Below are 22,295 nucleotides of genomic sequence, written 5' to 3' on the forward strand. Positions count from 1 at the left end.
TTCCGGCGCCCGTGCCTCGCAGGTCCCACGCGAACGCCTCCCCTTTTTCGCGGCGCCAGTCGTCATTCTGTGACCTGCAAAAGAATGTTTTCACCATGTGCGTTGGTGTGCTTTCGTGGGTCGTGGTTCGGGTAGCATTCTGAGATAATTTTACCGTGGGGCAGATGCAATTGTTCAGCTCGCGGGAATTGGCTGCCATGCGCGACCGGACGAAGGCGCACAATTGGTGGCCGGGGAAGGACGAATTCCGCCGGGAACAACAGCGGCGGCGTGATTACGGTTTGGCGAGACGGCACGCGGAGAAGCTCCGCCGCATCCACGGCCCAGTGCCTCCCACGGCCGAACCGCCCGCACCGTCACCGCCCGCACCGTCACCGCCCGCGCCGCCCGCGCCGCCCGCGCCGCCCGCGCCGCCCGCGCCTGCACCCGTGTCCGTGCCGCCCGTGCCGCCCGCGCCCACGCCTTCCGCGTCCGCGCCGCCCGCGTCCGCGCCGGCCGAGCCCGCGTCCAGGCCCACGCCGCTCGCGCCTGTGCTGCCCACGCTCACGCCACCCACGCCCACGCAGGTCGCGTCCGCGCCCGTGTCCGCGCCGCCTGCGTCCGCGCCGCCCACGCCCGGGCCCGCGCCCGCCTCCGCCTCTGTGTCCGCACCGCCCCGGTCCGTGTCCACGGCGCCGACGCCACCCGCGCCCACGCCGCCCATGCCTGCGCCCGTGCTCACGGCGGCGCCGCCTGTGTCCGTGTCGCTCGCCCCGTGCCGCCCATGTCCACGTTCGCGCCGCTCGCGTCCGCGCCCGCCTCCGCCTCCGCCTCCGCGCCTCTCGCGTCCCCCGCCGCCCAGGTCCGCGTCCACGTCCGTGCTGCCCGCGCTCGTGCTGCCCGCGCCGCCTGTGTCCGCGCTGCCCGCGCCCGCGCCCGCGCCGCCCGCGCTGCCCATGTCCACGCCCGCGCCGCTCGCGTTCGCGCCCGCCTCCGCGCCCGTGCCTCTCGCGCCCGAGCCGCCCAGTTTCGGCGACCGACCGCCGCACTCCCACCGGCCCTGCTGCCGCGCCGCAACGACACCTTCCAGACAATCGCACAGACCGGCCGTAAAGAGTCGTGGCCCGCCCCTGCGCCCGGGCTATTTCCTCCGGCACGATGAATGCGCGGTCCACGCAATCAAGCCGCGGCATCGCCCCGCCGGAATCGGCACCGAGAACACCGCCAAGAGCGACCAACCCGCGCACCCCGCCAGAAAGCCCGATCAGAAAGCGCCGAACATACCGCAAAACCGAACAACCCAGGCAAAACAAGCACTGGTCCAACCAGTTGATGAGTGGCAGACTCCCGGGGCATGGAGTTCGTCCCGGCCGCCCGTGTCTCGGTCTCCGACCACGTCTTCGCTCAGCTCCGCGACGCCATCCTCGCCGGTGACTACCAGCCCGACGCCAGCCTGCCCAGCGAACGCGACCTCGCCGCCGTCTTCGAGGTCAACCGTCACGCGGTGCGCGAGGCGCTACGCAGGCTCCAGCAGCTCGGCCTGGTGCGAGTGGCCCAGGGCGGCGCCACGAAAGTCCTGGACTGGCGCGAGCACGCCGGCCTCGACCTCGCGATGGCCGCCGGCGCCCAGGATCGCCTCCCCGTCGAGCACCTGGTCCGCGACGTGCTCGAGATGCGGGCCTGCCTCGGGGCCGACGCCGCGCGGCTGTGTGCGCAGCGTGGCACCGCGGCGGGCAAGGCCGCGGTGGGGGCGGCGATCGAGGCGTACGCGCACGAGGCCCCCGACCTCGAGCGCATGGGCGCCGCGAACATCGCGCTGTGGCGGGCGATCCTGCTCGGCAGCGGCAACACCGCCTACCTGCTCGCCTTCAACAGTCTCGTCGGCGGCGCGCTCGCCGTCGGCCGGGTCCCCGCCGCCCACCGTACCGCCGAGCTGCTCGACATCGCCGGGCACCGCCGCCTCGGCGAGTGCATCGACGCCGGCGACGGCGCCGCCGCCCAGCGCCAGGCCGAGACGCTGCTCAACGCCCCCATCCGGAAGAAGGGAGGAATCGCCGCATGATCCCCGCCGTGTTGTACGCCGTGCCGGCGTTCCTGCTGCTGATTGTCATGGAGGCGGTCTCGTACCGCTTCCTCCCCGACGACGAGGAGCGCGGCTACGAGGTCCGCGACACCGCCACCAGCCTGTCGATGGGCCTGGGCAGCCAGATCATCGGCGTGCCCTGGAAGCTCCTCGTCGCGGTCGCCTTCGCCGGGCTCTACGTGCTGACCCCGCTGCGGATGGACCCGCACAGCCCGTGGACGTGGGCGGTGCTCTTCCTCGCCGACGACCTCGCGTACTACTGGTTCCACCGCCTGCACCACGAGGTCCGCGTGTTCTGGGCCGGGCACGTGGTGCACCACTCGAGCGTGTTCTTCAACCTCAGCACCGCGCTGCGCCAGAGCTGGACCCCGATGACCGCCACGCCCTTCTGGCTGTTCCTGCCGCTGCTGGGCATCCCGCCGTGGATGGTCTTCCTGCAGCAGTCGATCAGCCTGGCGTACCAGTTCTTCCTGCACAGCGAGCGGGTGAACCGGCTCTGGGCGCCGGTCGAGTGGGTCTTCAACACGCCGTCGCACCACCGCGTGCACCACGGCGCCAACCGGGAATACCTCGACCGCAACTACGGCGGCATCCTCATCGTGTGGGACCGGATCTTCGGCACCTTCGAGCCCGAGCGCGCCCCGGTCACGTACGGCCTGACGAAGAACATCGCCACCTACAACCCGCTGCGGGTCGCCACCCACGAGTACGCGGCCATCTGGTCCGACGTCCGCCGCGCGACCCGCTGGAGCGACCGGCTCCGCTTCGTGTTCGGCCGCCCCGGCTGGCAGCCGTCAACGTGAAGCCGCCCCGGCTGGCAGCCGTCGACGTGAAGCTGAAGCTGTTCTGGCTGGCCGTCGCCGTCGAGCTGATCGGCGTCGCCACGGACCAGCACATCCTGCAGTGGATCGCCAAGCCCCTCATCGCGCCTTTTCTGCTGTGGTACCTCCACAAGCGCGGCCCGATCGCGACAGCGCTGGTCTTCGCGACCATCGGCGACATCGTGCTGCTGATCCCGGGAAAGCTCGCGTTCCTGCTGGGCATGGCCGCGTTCCTCGGCACCCAGATCGCCCTGCTCACCGGGTTCCTGCGCAGCGGCCGGCCCCGAGCGCTGGCCATCGCCGGGTACGCGGTGCTCTGGGTGGGTGTCAACGCCGCCCTCTGGGGCCAGCTCGGCGCGCTGCGGGGCCCGATCCTGGGGTACAGCCTCGCCCTGGCCGCCATGGCCTGCGCCGCGACCGGCGTGAGCGCCCGCACCGGCCTCGGCGGCGCACTGTTCCTGGTGTCCGACCTGCTCATCGGCGTCGGCGCGGCCGGGCTGGACTTCCCCGGGCGGGACCTCGTGGTGATGGCGACCTACGCGGCCGCGCTGTACCTCATCGTCACGGCCGCGGCGGTCAGTGCGCGTGCGCCGGAACCGAGACCCGCAGCACGTCGGTGAGGGCGGGGATCTCGTCGCCGGGGGAGTACTCGAACCGCACCCGCACCTCGTCGCCGGTGAGCACCTCGACGGGCTCGCTCACCGGCACCACGAGGTAGTTCATGGTCCAGTCGACGCTGCCGGCCGGCTCGTACAGCAGGGTCAGGAGGTTCTTCGTGACGAGCCGGACCGCGTTGACCACGGCCGGTCGCTCGGCCACGAACGTCAGGTCGGCCGCGCACCGGGCCGGCAGCGGCTCGGAGTAGAAGAACTGCTGGAACACCTGCGGCGGCGCGGCCTCCACCGTGCGCGGCTGGACGCTCTCCGGCAGCTGGAACACCGGCGCCGGCACCGTGTACCCCATGTACGTGAAGTCCTGCTCGACCGGCTGGACCGCCTGCACGCAGGCCTCGGGCAGGAACCGGGGCAGCGGCCCGCCCACGTGGTGCAGGTAGCGGCGCTTGAACGCGGCCAGCACCTCGATCTGGCGCTCCCGCAGCAGCCCGACGTGCAGCATCTCGCACATCACCAGGTCCACGGGCTCGTCGGGCAGGTAGTCGCGGGCGTCGGCGTGCAGGATGCGCACCGCGTCGCCGGTCGCGGCCCGCAGCGCGGCCCGGGCGGCGGCGTAGACCCGCGGCTCGCGCTCGATCGCGGTCACGACCGCGCCCGCGCGGGCGGCGAAGTAGCTGAGCACCCCGGTGCCGGCGCCGAGGTCGAGCACCCGCATCCCCGGCCGCACGGTCCGGGCGATCGCGTCGGCGAAGGCCCGCATGCGGCGCTCGTCGGTGAGCAGCAGCGCCTGGTACTGCAGCGGGATGATGTCGGCCGGGAACCCCGTGTACTCGGTGCTGAGGTGCTCCATGCGCACAGGGTAGTCGCGCGTACTACGCAGCGTTGTCGGTTTTGTGCAGGTCCAGCCCGTCCCAGCCCGCGTACCCGCGCCCCCGCCGCGGCCGTCTCCGCCGCGGCCGCAGGGCGAGCCAGGCCAGGACGGCCAGCACCACCCCGGCGCCCACGTCGAGCACGGAGTACTCATGACCGGCCGGAGCCAGCGACACCGCGAGGGCCGCGACCAGACCGAACCCCACCACCCGGGCCACCATCCTCATGCCCTCAGCCTCGTCCGGCGCGGGCTCGATGCCATCCGGTCGATGCCCGGAAGCGGCCCCTACTTTTCCCCGATGTTCTTCAGGGGCGTCGGGTCCTCGATGTTCGCCGGCGCGTTCCACTTCTGCAGCTTCGAGCCGTCGCACGCGGCCACGATCAGCTTGCTCACCGTGGTGCTGCCCTTGAAGATGTCGGCCGCCGGCAGCTTCGGGTCGTCGAGGTTCGTCGGGGTCAGGCAGCTGCCGTTGTGGTCCTTGATGACATAGCTCGCGCCGTACGTCCTCTCCTGGTACGACACCGTCCACAGCGTGCCCGCGTCGGTCGTGGCCGGGCACGCCTTCATCGTCACGAAGTGCGAGGCGGCCCCCGGCTCGGCGGTCGTCATGCACACGTTCTGCTTCGTCTTGGAGCTGTCGTACGTCCAGATCTGCCCGGTGATGCTGCCGAGCCCGGTGCCGGTCGTGGGGATGTTCCACCGCTGGTTCCAGCCGACGTTGAGCGGGTTCGGCGCCTGCTTGCACGGCCACACGATGATGTACCCGACCGTGATGTCGAAGTTCGTGACGTCGATGCACCGGCCGAACTGCTTGAAGTTGACGATCTGGTAGGGCGGCCCGGCCGCCCCGGCGCCGACGGACGCCTCCGGCGCGAACGTGCGCGTGTTGTCCGACGCCCCGCCGCACGCGATCAGCTCCACGAACGCGCCCGGCGTGCTGCCGGACTTGGCGTGGAAGCAGAAGCTGCCGAGGCTCGAGCCGTTGGACGCGGTGCTCTGGAAGTTGGAGCTGTCGTTGATGCTCCAGCGCTGGTAGTACGGGATCGTCGGCGACCCGCACACCTGGAACTGCACCAGCGTGCCCGAGACCGGGCCGTCGCCCGAGTCCAGGCACATGCCCAGCGGGTTGGCCGCGGTCTTCGAGGAGACCAGCTGCAGCGTCAGGTTCTTGGTGTACGCGAACGTCTGCCGCGCGCTGCCGGTGCTGCACGGCTGCGTGGTCACGTTCGTGCCGACGGCCGGCGAGCCGGAGCCCGCGTCGAGGCAGTACGCGCCGCCGTAGAACTTGACCAGGCCGCCCTCGATGTTCTCGTTGGTGAAGCGGAACACGTAGGTGGCGTTCAGCGTGCGCGAGGCGGCCGGGTCGAACGCCTGGCCCGGGTTGCCCTTGGCCGTGCCGGTCGCCGTGATCACCGCGAACGAGGGCACGCTGACGAGGTGCCCGGCCCGGGTCGCGCACGGCAGCGCGGTCTTGCTCGAGTCCTGGAAGACGACGGAGACCTTGTACCGCCCCGGCAGCCCGCCGCCGACGGTGCCCAGCAGCGGGTCGGCGGCCGGCAGGCACAGCAGGTTGGCGATCGTGCCCGCGGAGGCGCGGATGCTGCCCAGCACCACGTCGATCCCGGCCTGCGCGGCGTGCAGCGCCTTGGCCCGCTCGACCGTCTCGGCGGTGTCGCGCAGCTGGGTGATGACGATCGGCACCATGAGCGTCGACAGCGAGGTGCCGACCAGCGTGAGCATCATCGCCAGCGGCAGCGACCCGTCGTCGCGCCGCAGCGCCCGCAGCAGCCTCCGGAGCATGTCAGAGCCTCGCTTCCGGGCAGATCGTGTTCGGGTCCGTGCTCGCCTTGCTGTTCAGCGCGGTGAACGTCAGGTCGGTGTTCGCCGTGGTCTGCCCGCGCCCCGGGTTGGACTGCACGATGAGCAGGATCCGCAGCCGCTGGAACGCGGTGTTCTCGGTCGGCGCGATGATCGCGAAGGTGCTCTTGGTCTCCGCGGACCCCGGCGGGGCGATGAGCACGTTGGAGGCCAGCACCGCCCACTTGTTCTGCGGCTTCTGCCCGGTCGGCCACACCTGCCGGCGCAGCGTTCCGGCCGCCCGGTAGAGCTCCAGCTGCGCGCACTCGGGCGTGCCGCTGGGCGTGCCGGTGTTGACGTACTCGACGAACACGTTGCCCGCGGCGTCGGGGCGGATCGGCCCGAAGCCGGCGGCGTAGCGCAGCTCCCGGTCCAGGCGCAGGAACGCGTTGTTGAGCTGCGCCTGGGTCATCGCGACGAGCTCGTTCTTGTTGCCGGCCTGGAACAGCTGCACGATCCCGGTCGTGAAGATGGCCATGACCACCGACATGATCCCGGTCGTGACCGCCAGCTCGGCGAGCGTCACCCCGCGGTCGTCGCCCGGGCGCGCGGCCCGGCGGATGCGCTGCGTCAGGCTCATGTGATCGTCCAGGTGAAGGCGAACGAGGAGGTGGCGCCGGTCTTGTCCGTCACCGTGAGGACCACGACCCAGGCGCCCTGCGCGCTCGGGGTGCCGGTGATGGCGCCGGTGGTCGTGTTCAGCGAGAGGCCGGTCGGCAGGTTCGTGACGGCCGAGGCGGTCCAGGTGTACGGCGTGGTGCCGCCCGTCGCCACCGGGGTGTAGGTGAGCGCCGTGCTCTTCGGGCTCGACTTGTCCGGCGCGGTCAGGGCCGGCGTGGTGATCCTCAGCCCGGACGGGACGGTCACGTTGACCGGCACGACGGTCGAGTTCGTGACGCCGTTGCTGTCCTTGACGTTGACGGTCACGAGGAACCGCGTGCCGCTCGTGATCTTCCCCGTGACCAGGCCCGCGGTGCTCATCGAGAGCCCCGGGGGCATGTTCGGCGACGAGAACGTGTAGCCGCCCGAGCCGCCGGCCGCGACCACCGAGCCGCTGTACGCCACGTCCTTGGTCAGCGCGATCGGCGTCGAGGCGTTGGGGTACTGCACCGCGACCTTGGTGTTCCACTTGAACGTCGCCGAGGACTTCTGGCCGAAGGAGTCGGTGACGCCGACGGTCACGTTCGCGACCGCGGCGGCCCCGGAGGCGGTCGTGGTGCCCTTGACGATCCCGGTGAGCGGGTCGATCGTCAGGCCGGCCGGCAGCCCGGTCGCCGTCCAGGCCAGCTTCGGCGTGCCGCCGGGCAGCGGCACCTGGAACGCCACCACCGATCCCGCGTCGAAGGTCTGGTCCGGCACCACGAGCTTCGGCAGCGGGTTCACCACCCAGTTGAACGAGGCGTCGTTCGTGCTCGCGTTGTCCTTGACGATCACGCGGACCACGTAGGTGCCGGCCGCGGTCGGGGTGCCGCTCATCAGCCCGGCGTCGTTGATGGTGATGCCCGGCGGCAGGCCCTCCGCGGACCAGGTGAGCGGCGGGTAGGAGCTGCTCGCGGTCAGCTGCACCGGCCGCGCCGCGATGTTCAGGTCGCTGCCCTGGTTGCCGGGGTTGTCCGGCAGCGGCGGGGCGACCGTGACGCTCGGGTTGAACACCGGGTCGACGGCGGACGAGGCGACGAGGGTGTCGGTGATGTACGAGCACTGCCCACCGGCGCAGGCCCTGGAGTTCTGCCAGGTGATGGCGACGACGACCCGGAAGAAGGAGAGCGGGTTGGGGATGCCCGCCGACAGCAGGCAGGGCGCGCCCGAGCCGAGCTTCGGGTCCATCACGCAGCTGCCGATGAACCAGTGCCGCTTGAACACGGCATCGTTGACGGTCAGCTGCTCGGGCACGACCGGCAGCACCGGGTTGAGGCTGCTCGCGCCGGCCGGCAGCGTCGGGTCCGACACCATCGACATCGTCGTGGCGAGCGAGCGGAGGTCGAGGTTGGGCACGACGTCGGTGCTCAGCTGCGTGGCGATGTCCTTGGCGCTGCGCCCGACCGCGAGGGTCGAGCCGGGCAGCGACTTGACCAGCTCGATGCCGTCGCTGGCCAGCCGGATGGCCATCTGCAGGCCGCGCTCCTTGTTGATCGTGTTGGTCGTGGACACGAAGAACGTGGTCAGCGCCGTCATCACCACGCCCATGATGGCGATCGAGGTGAGCGTCTCGACCAGGCTGAACCCGCCGTCGCGGGGGTGCGGCACGGAACCGGCGCGGGGGAGCTTCATCGGTCTGCCTGCTAGCTCAGCGGGGCGTAGAACGCCTGGAGGTTGATCGTGACGTTGGACCTGTCGCTGCCCGTGCTCGTCGGGGCGACGTTGATGCTGCTGATGAGCACCGCCCGGGGCTGGGCCACCTGCAGCTGGTCGAGGAAGGGGTTCAGCTTGCCGGTCGGGCCGGCCACGGTGAGGCTCACCGGCAGCGCGTACACCTCGAAGCCCACCAGGGCCTTGAGGTCCACGGCGGAGCCGACCGAGACGCCGCTGACGGTCACGCCGGTCAGCTCGCCGGCCGACTGCAGCTCGCGCAGGAAGTCCGAGGCCCGGTCGGCGTCGGGCAGCGCCGCCTGGTCCTTGGCCAGCGCGGCCTTGAACTCCTCGATGTGCTCGTGCTGTTTGGCCAGCGTCGCCAGCTCGCGCCGCTGCTGGTCCACCTTCAGCTGCGCGTCGGCGGCGTCGGACCGGATGGTGTCGGTGTCCTGCTGCTCCGGGCGGATGAAGAACAGGAAGCCGAACGCGACCACGACGAGCGCGAAGAACGCGCCGCCGAGCAGCCACAGCCGATCGTGTCGCATCACTTGCTCCCGGTGGGGCTCGCCGACGGCGCGGCACTGGTGAACCGGCCGCCGAGCGCGGCCCGGGTGATGTCGACGCGGATGGTGAACGACACCCCGTCGTTCTCCTGCGTCGCGTCCGACGGGAAGGGGTTGGTCACGCCGGAGACGCCGGTGAGCGCGTCCACGTACGCGGCGACGCCCGCCTTCGTCGGCGCCTTGCCGGTCAGCGTGACGGTGCCGATGATGTCGCCCTGGTTCTGCCCGGCCAGCGACTCCTGGTTCAGCGACGCGGTGATGCCGCTGAGCGTGACGTTCTTCGCGGCCGCGGTGGTGCGCAGCGAGGCGAGCATCTTCGACCAGGACAGGTCGTAGTCGAGCACCTTCTTGAGCCGCTCGTCGATCTTGCCGGAGTCCGCCTGGACGCGGGTCAGCTCGTCGTACTGCTTGTGCCTCTGCCGCGTCAGGTCCTGGCTGGTGTCGAGGATGCTCTGCCGGTCGTCGCCGGCCAGGGTGTGCTCGTGCACCGTGACGCCGTACCAGCCCACGACCAGCGCCGCGACCAGCACGACGCCGGAGATGACCAGGCGGCGCACGCGGCGCACGTGCCGGGTCTCGGAGATCTCCAGCGGCAGCAGGTCGGCCGCGATGGGCAGGATGCGGAACGTGCGCGCGGTCGCGTCCGGGAACGCCGGGTGCGGCGTCCCATCCCATGGCCCCTTGCGCGCCGCCGGGGCCGTGGCCGCCTCGGCCGCCACGACGGGCTGCGGCGCGGTGGCCGTGGGTGGCACGACGGGCTGCGGCGCGGTGGCCGCGGCCGGCACGACGGGCTGCGGCGCGGTGGCCGCGGCCGGCACGACGGGCACAGGTGCGGTGGGCTCCTCGCCGGCGGGGATCGGGGCCGTCCGAGCCGCGGCCGGCTCGACCACGGGTTCCCAGGTTGGCTCGGCCACCGTTTCGACCGGCATCGAGACCGGCGGCATCGATACGGCCTGGGGCGGGGGAGCCGGGGGCGCGGGGGCCGGTTCAACGGCGACCGGCTCCGCGGGCTCGTCGGGGATGTCGAGGGTCGGCGTGCGCTCCCAGCGCTCGGCCGCGGGCGGTGACGGGGGAGGCGCGGCCGGCATGCCCCACGAGGGCAGGGCGTTGCGCAGGCCCTCGGGCGCGGCCGGCGCGTGCGTGTTCGCCTCCAGCACGTCGACGGGCGCGGTGAGCGGATCGAACCCGCCGGACGGGGCCGGTGGCGCGAGGGTCGCGGTCTCGGCCTGGGTGGCGTCGTCGGCCGGCAGCACGAACTCGCCGTGAATGAACCGCGGGAACTCGCGCCGCGGCGCGGCCGCGACCGGGGCCGGCTCCGGCGCCCACTCCTGCTCGGCGGCGGCCGGCGGCCAGGCCGGGGGAGGGCCGGCGGGCACGACCGGCACCGGGAGACCGGCGAGCTCGTCGGCGGCCGTGCGGGCGCGGCGGTCGCGTCCGAGCTCGTCGAGGTCCTCGGCGGCCGTGCGGGCGCGGCGGTCGCGCTCGAGCTCGTCGAGGTCCTCGGCGGCCGTGCGGGCGCGGCGGTCGCGCTCGAACTCGTCGAGGTCCTCGGCCGCGGCGGGGTCCTCGAAGGAGGGCAGCACGATGCCGGTCAGGCGCGGCTCGGGCTCCTTCCAGCCGGGCTCGTTCCACCCCGCCTCCCGCTTCCAGACCGGCTCGCTCACGATGACGCCCCCAGGGTCAGGCCGACCGAGATCGCGGCCGAGGCGCGCACCTGCTCCAGGCTGCCGTGGCGCACGCGGCGCAGCCCGCGCACCCGCATCACCGGGTCGATGGCGATGACCTCGACGCCGAGCTGGTCGTGCAGCGCGTCGAGCAGGCCGGGCAGCATCGCCCCGCCGCCGGAGAGGGCCAGCCGGCTCACGCGGGCCTGGCGGCCGCCGGCGGTGAGGTACGCGAACGAGCTGCCGATCTCGTTGATCAGCGGGCGCACCGACTCGCGCATGGCGGCGCCGCTGGCCGGGTCGGTGTCCGGGCGCAGCCCCACGCGGCACTTGAGGTCCTCGGCCTCCTGCAGCGGCAGGTCGAGCCGGTCGGCCACGGTCTTGGTGATCTCGTTGCCCCCGCGGGGGATGGTGCGCACGATGAGCGGCTCGCCGTCGTGGTGCACGACCACGCTGGTCGCGTGGGCGCCGATGTCGACCAGCGCCTCGACCTGCTCGTCGAGGCGCGACGCGGCCCGCAGCAGCGCGAAGGAGGCCAGGTCCACCCGCTCCACGTGCAGCTTGGCCGCCTCGACGGCGCGGATCGCGGCCATCACCGGCTCCTTGGGCGCGGCGATGAGCAGCCCGCGGACCGTGTCGCCGGCGGCCTCCTGCAGCGGGTAGAAGTCGATGAGCGAGCGCTCCGGCGGCAGCGGCAGCGCGTCGCGCACCTGGAACGGCAGCGCCCGGCGCATCTCCTTGGCCGGCAGGTTGGCCACCGTCGTCTCGCGGACCACGATCTGCTGGTGGGTGACGCCGAGTGCGACCTTGCGGCTGCGGAACTTGAACGTCGACCACAGCTGCTTCAGCGCCGCGGTGACGGCGGGCTCGTCCTGGACCGCGCCGTTCTGCACGGCCCCGGGTGGCACCAGGATGTGGCCGAAGTTGCTGATGACCGGCCCGTCCTTGCTGTTGCTGGTCTCCGCCGCACGGATGGACACCGTGCCGATGTCCAGCCCGATCAGGTTGACTGCGGCCATCGTGCTCCTTCGAGAAGGTCCCCGCCCGGTGCGTGCGGACGAGTCAGGGCTTACGCGGGAACCAGCAGGTTCGTGTACCAGTCGGTGATCGGCGCGGCGGCGAACAGCGCCAGCAGCGCGCCGGCCAGCATCGCGGGGCCGAACGGCAGGGCGGTCTTGCGCCCGGCGCGCCCGAAGGCCATGAGCGCGAGGCCCGCGGCGCCGCCGAGGACGAACGCGGCGAGCGTGCCGACGGCGACCGAGGACCAGCCCAGCGAGCCGAGGTAGAGGCCGAGCACGCCGGCGAGCTTCACGTCGCCGAAGCCCATGCCGCCCGGGTACACCAGGGCCAGCAGGAAGTAGAAGGCCCACAGCGCGGCCATCGCGAACAGCCCGCGCAGGCCCGCGGCCCAGTCGCGCTCGACGATGACGGCGGGCAGGAACAGCAGCGGGGCGACGACGTAGGAGGGCAGCACGATCGCGTTGGGCAGGCGCAGCACGTCGAGGTCGATGAGCGCGAGGGCCACGGCGATCGCGGCGAGGTAGAGCCACGCCGGCAGCACCAGGAGCGTGCCGTCGCCCAGCCGGGCGGCCACGGCGACGAACAGCAGGGCGGTGCCGAGCTCGACCAGCGGGTACCGGATGCTGATCGGGGCCTTGCAGTCCGCGCACCGGCCGCGCAGCGCGAGCCAGCCCAGGACCGGGACGTTGTGCCAGGGGCGCACCGGGTTCGTGCACTGTGGACAGTGCGAGGCCGGGCGCAGGAGCGACTCGCCGCGGGGGACGCGGTGGATGACGACGTTGAGGAACGAGCCGACCGCGAGGCCGAAGACGCCGACGACGGCCAGGACGAACGCCACGGCGGGTCTCCCTTCTCGGGCGGGGTGGGTCGGCGGCGGCCCGCACCCGGGGTCAGCCGGGGCGGGCCGCCGTCGCGGACGGTCCTACGGGGTGGCGCTGGCGATGCAGGCGCCGAGGTCGGCCTGGGCGGTCGCCTTCTTGACCGAGCCGCCGACGGACGAGTCGTAGACGTAGATCGTCTTGCCGTCGGAGTTCACGCCGCAGATGCGGTAGGAGGCGCCGTTGTTCTTGTACTGCATGCTGTTGCCCGGCGACAGCGTGGCCGTCTGCTGCGTACCACCGGTAGCGGTGGCGCCACTGGCCGTGGTGCCGAAGATGAGCTTGTCCGCGGTGCTGGTGCCGTCGAACGGGTAGCTGTTGTTGTTCTCCGTGTAGAACTGCTCCACGGCGCTGACCGCGGCGCGCACGTCGGACTCGGCCGACTTGTTGGCGGCGCCCTTGCGGTAGTTGAGGTACATCGGCACCGCGATCGCGACGAGCACGCCGATGATCACGACGACGACGAGCAGCTCGACGAGCGTGAACCCGCCGTCGCCGGCGGCACGCTTCTTCTGCATCCTGCGCAGCGTCTGGGTCATGGAGAGCCTCCTGCTCCTGGGGTGTACGGGTGGTGGTGGCGAGGCTCCGCTGCCTGGCGCCGGTTGCGTTGCGGGTGGTGTGTTGCGGTGGTGATCTCAGTAACGGAACTCGTTGGTGCGCCGGCGTTGCGCGTTCCGTTGCCGTCCAGGAGCGCTGGGTTCGCTGGTGCGCGGCTGACGGCCTACCGATCGATCAGTTGCTCTGGATGTTCTGGTAGATCGAGAACATCGGCAGGTACAGGCAGACGATCATGCCGCCGACCACGCCACCCATGACGAGCACCATGATCGGCTCGATGGACGCGGTCAGCGCCTCTGCCGCGCTGTCGACCTCTCGGTCGTAGAAATCGGCAACCTTTTCGAGCATCTGACTGATTTGGCCGCTCTCTTCGCCGACCTCCACCATTTGCACCACCATGGGCGGGAAGATCTTGTGGTGTCCCAGCTGTGACGACATGGGGCGGCCCTCCCGAACGGCCTGTTGCAGGTCGGCCATCGCGGTGCTGACCACGGCGTTGCCGGTGGTCGCGCCGACGACGTCGAGGGCCTGCAGCACGGGCACGCCGACGCCGAGCAGGGTGCCGAGGTTGCGCGAGAAGCGGCTCAGCGCGATCTTCGTGAACAAGGGGCCGAAGACCGGGACCTTGAGCTTCATCTTGTCGAACCACAGCCGCACGGCCGGGTTGCCCGCCATGATCTGGCGGAACGCGACGGTGATGATGATCGCCACGACGACGAGCAGGGGGCCCAGCCAGAACAGCGTGTGGCTGGCCGTGACGATGATCCGGGTGGGCAGCGGCAGCTCCCCGCCGAGCTGCTTGAACATCTTCTCGAAGATGGGCACGATGAAGATCAGGACCGCGCTGATCATCACCACGGTGAAGGCGAGCACGATCACGGGGTACGTCAGCGCGCTCTTGATCTTCCCCCGCAGCGCCGCGTCCTTCTCGAAGTTGGTGGCGATGCGATCCAGCGCGCTGTCGAGGAAGCCGCCGGTCTCGCCGGCCCGGATCATCGCGACCATGAGCGTCGGGAACACCTTCGGGTGCTTGCCCAGCGCCCCGGACAGCGACGTGCCGCCCTCGATGTCCAGGCGCACCTCGGTCAGCGCCTTCTTCAGCGAGGGCTTGGCCGCCTGGTCCTCCAGCACCGCGAGGGAGCGCAGCAGCGACATGCCCGACTGCGTCATCGTGGCGAACTGCCGCGCGAAGACGCTGAGGTCCTTCAGCGTCGTGCGGTCACCGAGGCCGGGGATGCGGATCTCCCGCTTCATCAGCGTGTCGGCGCTGGTGATGGCGAGCGGGGTGAGCCCCTGCTGGCGCAGCGCCTGAGCCGCGGCCAGCTCGTTGGACGCCTCGATCTTGCCCTTGGCGCGCTTCCCGGCGTGGTCGATCGACTGGTACTCGTACGTCTTCGTGGCAACCATGGGTCCGAACCCCTAACGCGCTTTCATTGACGGCCCGCCAGCCGGCGGAACTCCTCGGCCGAGTGGGACAGCTCCAGCGCCGCCTCGTAGGTGATGAGCTGCTGGCGGACCCGTTCGGCCAGGTGCTGGTCGAACGAGAGCATCCCGTCGTTGCCGCTGGACTGCATGAACGAGGGGATCTGGTGGTTCTTGCCCTCGCGGATGAGGTTGCGGATCGCGGGCGTGGCGAACATGATCTCGGTGACGATGGTGCGGCCCTGCCCGTCGGCCCGCGGCGCGAGCGCCTGCGTGACCACCCCCTGCAGGGCGTTGGACAGCTGCGCGCGGATCTGCTGCTGCTGGTGCGGCGGGAAGATGTCGATGACCCGGTCCACGGTCTGCGCCGCGCTCTGCGTGTGCAGGGTGGCCAGCACCAGGTGGCCCGTCTCGGCCGCGGTGAGCGCGGTCGAGGTGGTCTCGAGGTCGCGCAGCTCGCCGACGAGGATGATGTCGGGGTCCTGGCGCAGCGCGTGCTTGAGCGCGAGGGCGAAGGACTGGGTGTCGGCCCCGACCTCGCGCTGGTTGACCAGGCAGCGCTTGTGCTCGTGCAGGAACTCGATCGGGTCCTCGATGGTCACGATGTGCGAGGAGCGCGTGCGGTTGGCCAGGTCCAGGATCGCCGCGAGGGTGGTGGTCTTGCCCGAGCCCGTCGGGCCGGTCACCAGCACCAGCCCGCGGTGCAGGTGCGCGAAGCGGGCCACCTGCTCGGGCACGCCGAGCTGGTCCAGCGGCTTGATGTTGTGCGGGATGGCCCGGAAGGCCGCGCCGAACGAGCCGCGCTGGTTGTAGAGATTCACGCGGAAGCGCGAGACGCCCTCGATGGCGTAGGCGAAGTCCAGCTCCTGCACCTGCAGGAACTGGTGCCACTGCCCCTCGTTCGTGACCGCCGCCCGGGCCAGCATCGCGCAGTCCTCGGGGGTGAGGTCGTCGTAGCCGGGCAGGTACCGCAGCCCGCCGTTGATCCGCACGGTCGGCGGCGCGCCGACGGTGAGGTGCAGGTCGGAGCCGCCGACCCGGACCAGCGAGACGAGCATCGCGTCCAGAGAGGCCCGCTCGTCGGCGGTGGCGGTGCGAATCGGGATCGTCTGGGTCACGGGCGCTCCTCGCGGGTAAGGGACCTCACCAGCCCGATCGGCCGGAGCGGGGCGGAACTTAGACCGCCACCCGCACGACCTCGGGGATGGAGGTCTGCCCCTCGGCCGCCTTCGCCAGGCCGTCCACGCGCAGGTCGAGCAGGCCCTCGCGGTAGGCCACCGCCTGGATCTCGTGCGCCGAGGCGCGGTCGATCGCGAGCTTCTCGATGTCCGGCGTCACCGGCATGACCTCGTGCAGCGCGATCCGGCCGCGGTAGCCGGTGTTGGCGCACGAGCGGCAGCCGACCGGGCGCCACAGCGTCTCCGGCGTGCCGAGCAGGTCGTAGGGCCAGCGGGCGCCGATGAGCTCGGCCTCGTTCGGCGCGTACTCGCTCTTGCACCAGTCGCACAGCCGCCGCGCGAGCCGCTGGGCCAGCACGCAGTCCACCGACGAGCCGACCAGGAACGGCTCGATGCCCATCTCCACGAGCCGGGTGATCGCGCTCGGCGCGTCGTTCGTGTGCAGCGTCGAGAGCACCAGGTGGCCGGTGAGCGCCGCCTCGACCGCCAGCTGCGCGGTGGTGCGGTCGCGGACCTCGCCGATGAGCACCACGTCGGGGTCGGAGCGCAGGATGGCCGGCAGCACCGCCGCGAACGTCAGGCCCGCCTTGGTGTCCACCTGCACCTGGTTGACGCCCGGGAGACGGTACTCGACCGGGTCCTCGACCGTGATGATGTTGACGGTCGGCTTGGAGATCTCGGCCAGGGTCGCGTAGAGCGTCGTCGACTTGCCCGAGCCCGTCGGCCCGGTGACGAGCAGCATCCCGTGCGGCTTGTTGAACGAAATCGAGAAGCGCTCATAGTTGCCCTTGCTGAAGCCGAGCTTGGCCAGCTTCAGGTCCATCCCGCTCGTGTCGAGCACCCGCAGCACGATCTTCTCGCCCCACACGGTCGGCAGGGTCGCGGTGCGCAGGTCGACCGCGCGCTGGTTGATCTCGACGGTGATGCGGCCGTTCTGCGGCACCCGGCGCTCGGTGATGTCGACGTTCGACATGATCTTGAGTCGCGAGATCAGCGCCGACTGCACGTGCTTGGGCACCGTGTCGACCTCGTGCAGGACGCCGTCGATGCGGTACCGCACCCGCATGTTGTGCTCGCCCGGCTCCAGGTGCAGGTCCGAGGCGCGGTTGACGATCGCCTGCTCGAGCAGGGAGTTGACGTACCGCACGATCGGCGCGTCCTCGTTGACCGCGGTGAGGCTCGACACGGCCGGCGTGGCCTCGGCGGCCAGGCTCTCCGCGACCTCGCCGAGGTCGTTCTCCTCGCGCTTGAGCCGGTCGATGATCTTGCGCAGCTCGGAGCGCGCGACGACGACCGGGCGCACCAGGAGCCCCGTCGCGGCCCGGACGTCATCCAGGGCGAGCACGTCACCCGGGTCGGTGATGCCGACGGTGATCTCGGTGTCGTTCAGGGCGATGCCGAGCACCCGGTGCTTGAGCACCAGGGCCATCGGGATCTTGGTCACCGCGGCCGGGTCGATCGGGTGGCCGACCAGGTCGAGGGTCGCGATCCCGTAGGCGTCCGCGGACGCCTCGGTGAGCTGCTCCTCGGTGACGATGTGATCGTTGATGAGCACGGCGCGGATCGAACGGCCGGTGCGCTCGGCCTCCTCGGCCGCGCGGTCGACGGCCTGCGCGTCGGCTCCGCGTTCTTTCAGCGCGTCCAGAAGCGGCCTGAACGTCTGGTACATCTCACCCCCGGGTCACTGCGGGACTTATCGGCGGCAATCCGGGTGACTTTCGGGTTTCACCCCGGGCGCGTGGGCCGCTCTCGTTGACGGGTCCCGGCGCCGTCGTGAGGATGCTTCGCTGTGTCGGTTGCCGTCGTGGAAGAACCCAGAAGCGAATTGCCCGGCAATATCTCTATTTGGCGTGCGCGCTGGCTGCTGATGCGCTATGGCAGCCGCGCGCCGGGGGAGCCGCCGTTCCTCGGCGTGCCCGCCGGCGCCCAGACCGAGCTGCTGGCGCTGGTCGCCGAGGTCGCGGCCCGGGTCGGGGTGGCGCGGCCCGACGCCGTGCTGCTGACCGGCTTCGGGCTGATCCGCTCGTGGGCCAGTCGCCGGCGGCGCCTGCTGCTGGTGGGGCTGCCGCTGCTGCAGTGCCTGACGGTGGACGAGGTGCGGGCGCTGGTCGCGCACGAGCTCGCCGTCGTCAACCATCGCCGCGCCCACCTGGTCGTGCGGCTGCGCATGCTGCACGAGGAGACGGTCGACCCGCTCGCCATGGTTCCGTCGCCGCGGGCCGAGGCGATCGCGCGGGTCACCCGGGACTTCGCGGCCGCGCTGGAGCGCACGGCGGACCAGGCCGCCAGCTCCGCGTCCGGCCTGCACACCGCGGCCCGGGCCGTGGTCAAGGCCGACCTGGCCGCGTTCGAGTTCGCCGACCTGGCCTTCGACGTGGAGGAGCAGGTCTGGCAGCGCACCAGCGCCGGGGTGCAGGACCTGCACGCCGGCTGGCGGGAGGCGGTGCGGTCGGGCGCGGTGGTGGCCACGCTCGACGACGACACCCGCCTCGGGCTCATGGCCCGCCACCCGAGCCTGGCCGGGGCGATCGCGTCACTGTCCCCGGCGCACGTGGCCCTGCGGGTGGCCGACTCGCTGGAGCTGGGCCCGCTGCCGCCCGATCAGGAGCGCGAGCTCGCCCGGCACGTGCTGCGCCGCGACAACGGCCAGTGGGTCACCTTCGCCGCCGCGCCGGGCGCGGACCGGCCGGGCTGGCTGGACCGGCAGGCCCGGGCGGTCACCGAGCAGGTGGCCACGCTGCTGCGCCGCCCGCCGCTCGGGCCGGCCGAGGTCGTCGAGGTGCTGCTGACCCGGCTGGACGAGCTGGTGGCGGCGAACTGGTCGGCCCAGCCCGAGCCGCCCGCCGAGCCCGAGGAGCTCGACGGGACGCCCTCGGCCGTCGTCGTGGCGGAGGCGGCGCTGACGGCGCTCGGCTGGCGGCGGGTGCACCCCGCGGCCGCGGGCGTGCTGGTGAGCCCGGACGGCGAGCAGCACAACCTGACGCTGCTCGTCCGGGCCGCCCTCGACACGCCGGCGGCGCTGGCGGTACTGCTGGAGCTGCTGTCCCGCGATCAGCGCCCGACGTGATCGCGCCACGAGTGGGCGGGGGAGTAGCCGAGGACCTCCCGGGCGCGGCCGATCGCGAGCAGGGTCTCGTGGCCCTCCAGGGCCCTCGTGAGCGGCACGTCCGGGAACACCTCGCGCATGAGCTCGGCCGAGGGCCGGTCCATGATGGTGTCGGCGGCGGCGATGACGTACGACGTCGCGCCCTGCACCCCGGCGGTGAGCGCCAGCCGGCAGGCCGCGGCAACGTCCCGGGCGTCGACGTAGCCCCAGAGGTTCCACTTGCGCGCGTGCGGGTCGGCCCAGTAGCCGGGCACCGCCGCGTAGTCCTCGGGCACGTGCACGTTGGACAGCCGCAGCCCGACGAACGGGATGCCGCTCCAGCCCGAGATCTCCCGCGCGAGGGTCTCGCCCACGACCTTGGACAGCGCGTAGGTCGTGGTCGGCACCGGGAAGTGCTCCTCGTCGACCGGCGCGTAGCGGGGCGGGGTGTCGAAGGGCAGCCCGAGCGTGGTCTCGCTGGAGGACCACACCACCCGCCCGAGCCCGGCCGCCTGCGCCGCCAGGAACACGTTGGCGTTCATGGCGGTGTTGCGGTTGAACGTGACCGCGGGCGGATACATGCCCGGGGCCGGGATGTTGGCCAGGTGTACCACCGCGTCGGCGCCCTGCAGCGCCTCGAACGCCTGCCCGTAGTCGGTCAGGTCGGCCACCAGCAGCGGCACGCCCAGCTCGGGGACGCTCAGGTGGCCGGCCCGGCCCACGGCGTCGGTGGCGAGCACCTCGTGGCCGTGGGCGAGCAGGTCTTCGACGACGACTCGGCCGGTCTTGCCGCTGGCACCGGTGACGACGATCCGTGACATGCCCCGATTGTTACTTCGCGGCTCGCAGCGCCTTGAAGGCGGGGGCCAGCCGGGCCAGCTCGTCGAGGACGGCCTTGGCCGAGGCGTCCAGCGCCGGGTCGCTCACGAACGTCTTCTCGGCGGTCACGTGCACGCGGCTGGGCACCGCGACCTGCGCGTTGATCGCCATCATGCCGAGCATGCTCACCACCGGGCGCAGCGCGATGACGGCGCGGGTGCCGGCCGAGAGCCCGCCGTAGCTCACGAACGCCGCCGGCTTGTCGCGCCACTCGTGCACGAGGTAGTCGATCGCGTTCTTCAGCGGCGCGCTGAAGCTGTGGTTGTACTCCGGCATCACGAACACCACGGCGTCGGCCGCGTCGATCGTCGCGCTCCAGTCCTTGGTGTGCTGCTTGGTGTAGTTGCGCAGCGCCGGGTGGTTCGGCTCGTCGAGCAGGGGCAGGTTCAGCTCGGCGAGGTCGGAGACGTGCACGTCGAAGCCGTTGTGCTGCCCGGCCTCGGCGATGAACCAGTCGGCGACCACCCGGCCCACCCGTCCCGGGCGGGTGCTGGCGACGATGACCTCGAGGCGGGGGCGTGGCTGTGTTGTTGACATGTCATCATCGTGACACTGGTTAGGTGACACGTCAACGACTACACTGTGAGACGTGGCAGACACTGGCGTCCCCCGCTGGCTGGACGAGGACGAGTTCCGGGCCTGGATCGGGTACCGGCGGATGAAGGCGCTGCTCGACCTGCAGATCTCCCGTGAGCTCGCGGCCAACCAGGGGCTCTCCGAGCCCGACTACGACGTGCTGACCAGCCTGTCCGCCGCCGAGGACCGGCGCATCCGGCTCAGCGAGATGGCCGAGCGGATGCTGTGGTCCAAGAGCCGCCTCTCCCACCACGTGACCCGCATGCAGCAGCGCGGCCTGGTCACCCGCAAGGAGTGCCCCTCCGACGGCCGCGGCGCCTTCATCGTGCTCACCGACGCCGGGATGGCGACCCTGCGGGCGGCCGCGCCCGGGCACGTGGCCGCGGTCCGCGAGCACCTCATCGACCTGCTGACCGAGGAGCAGATCCGGGTCCTGGGCGAGGTCGCCGACACCGTCGTGGAGCACCTGCGCTCGCGCGTCTAACTGCTGCTGACCAGATCCGTGCGGGCCGCGAGGAACGTCTGCACGGTGTCGGAGCGCACGGCCTCGAGCAGGGCCAGGGTGGTGTCGTCGAGGGCCTCGGCCCCGGGCTGCTGCGCCGACTCGTGGAACGTGCCGTTGTTCGTCTTCACGGTGAGCAGGTTGTCGCCGCCGATGCCCTGCATCGCGAAGATCCAGTCCTGCAGGTCGATGCCGCCCGAGTCGATGGTCATGGACCGCCCGACCACGTCGAGGACCTGCTTGAGCTTCGCCGGGTCGGTGAGCGTGTCGCGGCTGGCGATCCCGCGGAACAGCGCCTTGATGAACTGCTGCTGGTGGCGCTGACGGTCGTAGTCGCTGTGCGGCAGCGTGTCGCGCTGGCGCACGTAGTCCAGCGCCTGCCACGGCTCCAGGTGCTGGTAGCCGACGTGGTAGGTCTGCGGGGTGACGCCGGGGACCGGGATGAGGTCGGTGCCGCCGGAGGCGTTGAACCGCTGGACGTAGGGGACCCTGGTCTCGCCCTTGGCGTCGTGCCCGATGTGCACCGAGCGGGTCTCCTGGTCGACGTACATGTCCACCCCGCCCAGCACCTGGACGACCTTGGTGAAGCCGGCGAAGTCGACGATCGCGGCGGCGTCGAAGGTGAGGCCCCAGTTCTCCTCGAGGGTCCGGGCCAGCAGTGTCATGCCGTACCTGCGCTGGTCGCGGCCGGTGAGCTTCAGGCCACCGACGGCGAACGCGGCGTTGATCTTGTCGTGGCCGCCGTAGTACTTCGACCGGCCGTTCGTGAACTCGGGGATCCGCACCCACGTGTCGCGGGGGATCGAGATGAGGTAGGCCGAGCGGTGGTCGGCCGGGATGTGCACGACGATGATCGAGTCGGACCGGACCGCCTCCGTGGGGTCCTGGTCCGGGCGGGTGTCGGTGCCGACCAGCAGGATGGTCTTCGCCCCGCTGATGGTGGCGTGGCGGCCCTCCTGTCCGGCCGGGGGGACGATGAGGTCGTCCTGCTGCACGTTGCCGGTGACGTAGCCGATCAGCAGGTCCTTGGCGACGACGGCGCTGCCGGCCAGCAGCATCAGGACCGCGCCGGTTACCAGCAGCGAGCGGGCCCATCGTGGGTCGCGGCGGGTGCGGCGCAGGCCGCTCGCGGGCTTGCGGGGACTCGGTCGTTCCTCGGTCGGGGGCTCCTCGAGTTGCAGCACGCGCTCGTCGGCTCCTGTCCGAGTTCGCCCCGGCGGTCGCCGCCGGCGGCTCGGTCAGCCGCCGACGGCGATCACCGCGGTCACGACGACGAGGACGAGCGCGGCAAGGAAGATCAACATGCCCTGCTCGGCGTCGAAGCGGGTCAGCTTGCGGGTCGTGGTGGGGGTGGGGGTGGTCATCGTCGCCTCCTGGCTGCGGTGGGGTGACTCCTACGCTACGAACACCGCGGACAGGTTTGCTCCCGGGAACGTGCCACTGACCTCGTGGA

The 22,295-nt window shown here is 71.6% G+C and carries 23 protein-coding genes; 5 read left to right on the forward strand and 18 right to left on the reverse strand.

What is annotated here, in order from left to right; genetic code table 11:
- Nucleotides 1-274: 274 nt before the first annotated feature.
- Nucleotides 275-721, reverse strand: a complete 447-nt coding sequence (locus ABT369_RS35240; RefSeq protein ID WP_350618637.1) for a hypothetical protein — start codon at nt 719-721, stop codon at nt 275-277.
- 612 nt (nt 722-1,333) lie between these two features.
- On the opposite strand from ABT369_RS35240, the gene ABT369_RS35245 reads away from it, so the two are divergent.
- From ABT369_RS35245 to ABT369_RS35255, 3 genes are read left to right on the forward strand one after another with little or no spacing between them, the layout of a single operon-like run.
- Nucleotides 1,334-2,041, forward strand: a complete 708-nt coding sequence (locus tag ABT369_RS35245; protein ID WP_350618639.1) for a FadR/GntR family transcriptional regulator — start codon at nt 1,334-1,336, stop codon at nt 2,039-2,041.
- Nucleotides 2,038-2,865, forward strand: coding sequence for a sterol desaturase family protein (locus ABT369_RS35250; protein WP_350618641.1), 828 nt, complete (start codon nt 2,038-2,040; stop codon nt 2,863-2,865). The genes ABT369_RS35245 and ABT369_RS35250 overlap by 4 nt, the downstream gene beginning before the upstream one ends.
- On the forward strand, nt 2,862-3,503 hold the full coding sequence (locus ABT369_RS35255) for a lysoplasmalogenase (protein WP_350618643.1): 642 nt from the start codon (nt 2,862-2,864) through the stop codon (nt 3,501-3,503). Before ABT369_RS35250 ends, ABT369_RS35255 begins: the two co-directional genes overlap by 4 nt.
- Here the strand turns inward: ABT369_RS35255 and ABT369_RS35260 are convergent.
- From ABT369_RS35260 to ABT369_RS35320, 13 genes are all read right to left on the reverse strand, one after another.
- Nucleotides 3,460-4,347: a methyltransferase domain-containing protein gene (locus ABT369_RS35260; protein ID WP_350618645.1), complete on the reverse strand. Its 888-nt coding sequence runs from the start codon at nt 4,345-4,347 to the stop codon at nt 3,460-3,462. The two genes, ABT369_RS35255 and ABT369_RS35260, sit on opposite strands and share 44 nt — an antisense overlap.
- A gap of 22 nt (nt 4,348-4,369) precedes the next feature.
- On the reverse strand, nt 4,370-4,594 hold the full coding sequence (locus tag ABT369_RS35265; RefSeq protein WP_350618647.1) for a hypothetical protein: 225 nt from the start codon (nt 4,592-4,594) through the stop codon (nt 4,370-4,372).
- 59 nt (nt 4,595-4,653) lie between these two features.
- Nucleotides 4,654-6,168, reverse strand: coding sequence for a ricin-type beta-trefoil lectin domain protein (locus ABT369_RS35270; RefSeq protein WP_350618649.1), 1,515 nt, complete (start codon nt 6,166-6,168; stop codon nt 4,654-4,656).
- Nucleotide 6,169: 1 nt separating this feature from the next.
- The gene (locus tag ABT369_RS35275) at nt 6,170-6,805 is read right to left on the reverse strand and encodes a hypothetical protein (protein ID WP_350618651.1); all 636 of its coding nucleotides are present in this window, start codon (nt 6,803-6,805) and stop codon (nt 6,170-6,172) included.
- Entirely contained in the window at nt 6,802-8,496 is a 1,695-nt protein-coding gene (locus ABT369_RS35280; RefSeq protein ID WP_350618653.1) for a putative Ig domain-containing protein, read from the reverse strand. The genes ABT369_RS35275 and ABT369_RS35280 overlap by 4 nt, the downstream gene beginning before the upstream one ends.
- 11 nt (nt 8,497-8,507) lie before the next feature.
- Nucleotides 8,508-9,062: a type 4a pilus biogenesis protein PilO gene (locus ABT369_RS35285; protein WP_350618655.1), complete on the reverse strand. Its 555-nt coding sequence runs from the start codon at nt 9,060-9,062 to the stop codon at nt 8,508-8,510.
- Nucleotides 9,062-10,744 carry a PilN family protein gene (locus tag ABT369_RS35290; RefSeq protein ID WP_350618657.1) on the reverse strand — a complete coding sequence of 561 codons (1,683 nt, stop codon included), beginning with the start codon at nt 10,742-10,744 and terminating at the stop codon, nt 9,062-9,064. Before ABT369_RS35290 ends, ABT369_RS35285 begins: the two co-directional genes overlap by 1 nt.
- Nucleotides 10,741-11,763, reverse strand: a complete 1,023-nt coding sequence (pilM, locus tag ABT369_RS35295) for a type IV pilus assembly protein PilM (RefSeq protein ID WP_350618659.1) — start codon at nt 11,761-11,763, stop codon at nt 10,741-10,743. The genes ABT369_RS35290 and pilM overlap by 4 nt, the downstream gene beginning before the upstream one ends.
- A gap of 50 nt (nt 11,764-11,813) precedes the next feature.
- The gene (locus ABT369_RS35300; RefSeq protein WP_350618661.1) at nt 11,814-12,602 is read right to left on the reverse strand and encodes a prepilin peptidase; all 789 of its coding nucleotides are present in this window, start codon (nt 12,600-12,602) and stop codon (nt 11,814-11,816) included.
- Nucleotides 12,603-12,686: 84 nt separating this feature from the next.
- Complete coding sequence (locus tag ABT369_RS35305; protein WP_350618663.1) at nt 12,687-13,181, reverse strand: prepilin-type N-terminal cleavage/methylation domain-containing protein; 495 nt, start codon at nt 13,179-13,181, stop codon at nt 12,687-12,689.
- A 193-nt stretch (nt 13,182-13,374) separates the two neighbouring features.
- Entirely contained in the window at nt 13,375-14,607 is a 1,233-nt protein-coding gene (locus tag ABT369_RS35310) for a type II secretion system F family protein (protein ID WP_350618665.1), read from the reverse strand.
- 23 nt (nt 14,608-14,630) lie between these two features.
- Nucleotides 14,631-15,740 (reverse strand): type IV pilus twitching motility protein PilT, encoded by a 1,110-nt coding sequence (locus ABT369_RS35315; RefSeq protein ID WP_497980809.1) that lies wholly within the window; start codon nt 15,738-15,740, stop codon nt 14,631-14,633.
- A gap of 58 nt (nt 15,741-15,798) precedes the next feature.
- A complete protein-coding gene (locus ABT369_RS35320) occupies nt 15,799-17,469 on the reverse strand; it encodes a GspE/PulE family protein (RefSeq protein ID WP_350618667.1) in 1,671 nt (556 codons plus the stop codon).
- A gap of 198 nt (nt 17,470-17,667) precedes the next feature.
- Between ABT369_RS35320 and ABT369_RS35325 the strand changes: the two genes are divergently transcribed.
- Nucleotides 17,668-18,867, forward strand: a complete 1,200-nt coding sequence (locus ABT369_RS35325) for a hypothetical protein (protein WP_350618669.1) — start codon at nt 17,668-17,670, stop codon at nt 18,865-18,867.
- On the opposite strand, the gene ABT369_RS35330 is transcribed toward ABT369_RS35325, so the two are convergent.
- Nucleotides 18,852-19,706: an NAD-dependent epimerase/dehydratase family protein gene (locus tag ABT369_RS35330; protein WP_350618671.1), complete on the reverse strand. Its 855-nt coding sequence runs from the start codon at nt 19,704-19,706 to the stop codon at nt 18,852-18,854. The genes ABT369_RS35325 and ABT369_RS35330 overlap by 16 nt on opposite strands.
- Before the next feature lie 10 nt (nt 19,707-19,716).
- Nucleotides 19,717-20,301 carry an NADPH-dependent FMN reductase gene (locus ABT369_RS35335; RefSeq protein ID WP_350618673.1) on the reverse strand — a complete coding sequence of 195 codons (585 nt, stop codon included), beginning with the start codon at nt 20,299-20,301 and terminating at the stop codon, nt 19,717-19,719.
- Nucleotides 20,302-20,353: 52 nt separating this feature from the next.
- On the opposite strand from ABT369_RS35335, the gene ABT369_RS35340 reads away from it, so the two are divergent.
- Complete coding sequence (locus ABT369_RS35340) at nt 20,354-20,824, forward strand: MarR family winged helix-turn-helix transcriptional regulator (RefSeq protein ID WP_350618675.1); 471 nt, start codon at nt 20,354-20,356, stop codon at nt 20,822-20,824.
- Here the strand turns inward: ABT369_RS35340 and ABT369_RS35345 are convergent.
- Together ABT369_RS35345 and ABT369_RS35350 are read right to left on the reverse strand one after the other, a co-directional pair.
- A complete protein-coding gene (locus ABT369_RS35345) occupies nt 20,821-22,026 on the reverse strand; it encodes an LCP family protein (RefSeq protein WP_350618677.1) in 1,206 nt (401 codons plus the stop codon). The genes ABT369_RS35340 and ABT369_RS35345 overlap by 4 nt on opposite strands.
- A gap of 54 nt (nt 22,027-22,080) precedes the next feature.
- The gene (locus tag ABT369_RS35350) at nt 22,081-22,206 is read right to left on the reverse strand and encodes a hypothetical protein (RefSeq protein WP_350618679.1); all 126 of its coding nucleotides are present in this window, start codon (nt 22,204-22,206) and stop codon (nt 22,081-22,083) included.
- Nucleotides 22,207-22,295: the final 89 nt, after the last annotated feature.

It is taken from the genome of Dactylosporangium sp. NPDC000244 (genome assembly GCF_040300725.1).
GTDB lineage: Bacteria > Actinomycetota > Actinomycetes > Mycobacteriales > Micromonosporaceae > Dactylosporangium.